This window comes from Acinetobacter sp. YH12099 (assembly GCF_013419195.1).
Taxonomy (GTDB): Bacteria; Pseudomonadota; Gammaproteobacteria; order Pseudomonadales; family Moraxellaceae; genus Acinetobacter; species Acinetobacter towneri.
On record NZ_VPAP01000047.1, the window covers coordinates 1 to 2458 of the forward strand.

The window sequence follows — 2458 nt, forward strand, 5'->3', positions numbered from 1 at the left end:
GTAAGCGTCCGCTGAACACACCTTCTGAATTCATCCTATAAGCCTTAATTTAGTCCCCACTTAGAAACAAGTGGGGACTAAAATTTATGACTACAAATCATCAGACATCCATCGCATCTCTTGCGAAAAAACGAAGAACATACAGTGCTGAATTTAAACAGCAGATCGTTCAGGCTTGTAAAGCACCGGACGTTTCAATTGCTTCAGTCGCTTTGCAACATGGATTGAATACAAATCTTGTATCCAAATGGATTCGCTTAATTGATGCTAAGCCAGGGAGTGATCGCTCACCACTACCGAATAAACCTGCATTTATTGCCTTATCTTGCTCTGCACCATTAGATCCTACTCCTACTGACATGTTAAAAGTTCAAATTACTTTACCCCACTCAAAAGCAGAAATTGGCTTGAAATGGCAAGTATCAGAAATACCTGCCTTGGCAGAATTACTCAAGGTGCTGGCAACATGATCCGTATCGATGAAATCTGGCTTTCTACCCAACCTCTGGATATGCGAGCAGGGATGGATACTGTCATGGCTCAGGTGGTGAGAGCCTTTGGCTACATTAAACCGCATTGTGCTTACCTGTTCTGTAATAAACGTGGCCATCGCATGAAAGTGCTGGTACATGATGGACTGGGCATCTGGCTGTGTGCCCGGCGGCTGGAACAGGGAAAATTCCACTGGGCTAAAGTTCACCAGGGTGAAAGCGTAGCTCTCAACCCGGAACAGTTACAGGCATTAATCCAGGGTTTGCCTTGGCAGCGCATTGGACGACAGCAGGTGGTCACGATGCTCTAAACCAAGCTCGGCTATTCTGCCATCCTCCAAACGTTCTATTTCATTCTTCTCATGACCTCAGGCATACTGCGGTCATGAATACGCTGCCAGATTTAAGCCAACTGACCCATGAACAACTGCTGGAATTCACCCGGCAGTTGGCGATGCAGCATCAACAACTCGCAGAAGATAAACAACAATTAGATGCTCAAGTTCAACATCTGGAAGTATCAAATCAACAATTAGATGCCAAAGTTCAACATCTTGAAGTCACCAATCAGCAATTAGATTCTAAAGTTCAGCATCTTTCTATTCTCAATCAAAAATACGAGCATGAACTGGCGCTGTTTAAACAGCATAAATTCGGCAGTAAAAACGAACATCTCACCGCAAAACAAATCCATCTGTGGGATGAGGCGGTCGAAGAAGATATCGCAGCCGTTGATCTGGAATTAGAACGATTAAATGCAGATAAAACCCATGCAGCGACACAGAAAGCCACAGTCAACAAACCTAAACGTCGACTGCTGCCAGATCATCTACACACCATCCGTATTGAGCATGAACCTGCATCAACCCAATGCAGTTGTGGCTGCCAGTTACGTCGTATCGGCGAAGATATCAGTGAAAAACTGCATTTCAGACCGGCACAGTTCTATAAGGAACAGCATGTACGTGGCAAATGGGTCTGTGATCAGTGCGACACCCTGACTCAGCAAGCGATGCCCGCCTATGTGATTGATAAAGGTATTGCCAGTCCTGAACTGCTCAGCCATGTGCTGGTATCGAAGTATGCCGATCATTTGCCGCTGTACCGTCAGCGCCTGATCTATCAGCGGGCTGGCATTGATCTGTCCAGATCCACGTTATCTGACTGGATTGGTCGCTGCGGTGTGGAACTGGAACCTCTGGCCAATGCCTTAAAAGAGGTGGTGCTGCAACAGCGGGTGATCCATGCCGATGAAACGCCGGTCACCATCATGCGGATGGGTGAGAATAATAAAAAACCGAAGAAAGGTTATGTCTGGGCCTATGCCACCACACAGTACAATCCAGTTCAGGCGGTGATCTATGACTTTCAGGATAGTCGTTCAGGCCAGCATGCTGCAGAGTTCTTGAAAGGCTGGCAGGGCTATCTAGTCTGTGATGATTACAGTGGTTATAAAGCACGCTTTAAATCAGGCCAGGTCATTGAGGTGGGCTGCATGGCGCATGCACGTCGTAAATTCCATGAACTGCATGTAACTGGGAAAAGTCAGGTCGCTGAACAGGCATTGGTGCTGATTCAGAAACTGTATGCGATAGAAGCAGAACTCAGGAAAAAGACCGATGGTACAGCGGAAGACCGCCGCGAATACCGACAACAGCACAGCCAACCGGTGATGCAACAACTATATGAATGGCTCAACCAACATCATCTGACAGTGCCATCGAGTTCTCCCACCGCCAAGGCCATCAATTACACTCTGAAGCGTTGGCCAGCTTTAAGCCGCTATCTGGATGATGGCAATTTACCTATTTGCAATAATTGGGTCGAGAATCAGATGCGTCCCTGGGCGTTGGGACGTAAGAACTGGTTATTTGCAGGTTCGCTGCGCAGCGGTCAGCGAGCAGCCAATATTATGACATTAATCCAGTCAGCAAAGCTGAATGGGCTGGATCCCTATGCCTATTTAA

3 protein-coding genes are annotated in these 2458 nt (G+C 46.9%); all 3 read left to right on the forward strand.

The genetic code is table 11. The features are described from left to right. Positions 1-86: 86 nt before the first annotated feature. Entirely contained in the window at positions 87-470 is a 384-nt protein-coding gene (locus FTU39_RS13650) for a transposase (RefSeq protein ID WP_004828545.1), read from the forward strand. Beyond that, positions 467-802: an IS66 family insertion sequence element accessory protein TnpB gene (gene tnpB, locus FTU39_RS13655; RefSeq protein ID WP_004828548.1), complete on the forward strand. Its 336-nt coding sequence runs from the start codon at positions 467-469 to the stop codon at positions 800-802. Before FTU39_RS13650 ends, tnpB begins: the two co-directional genes overlap by 4 nt. Positions 803-876: 74 nt before the next feature. Continuing rightward, positions 877-2458, forward strand: a 1582-nt coding sequence (locus tag FTU39_RS13660) for an IS66 family transposase (protein WP_180052276.1), incomplete at its 3' end; no start/stop codon positions are given.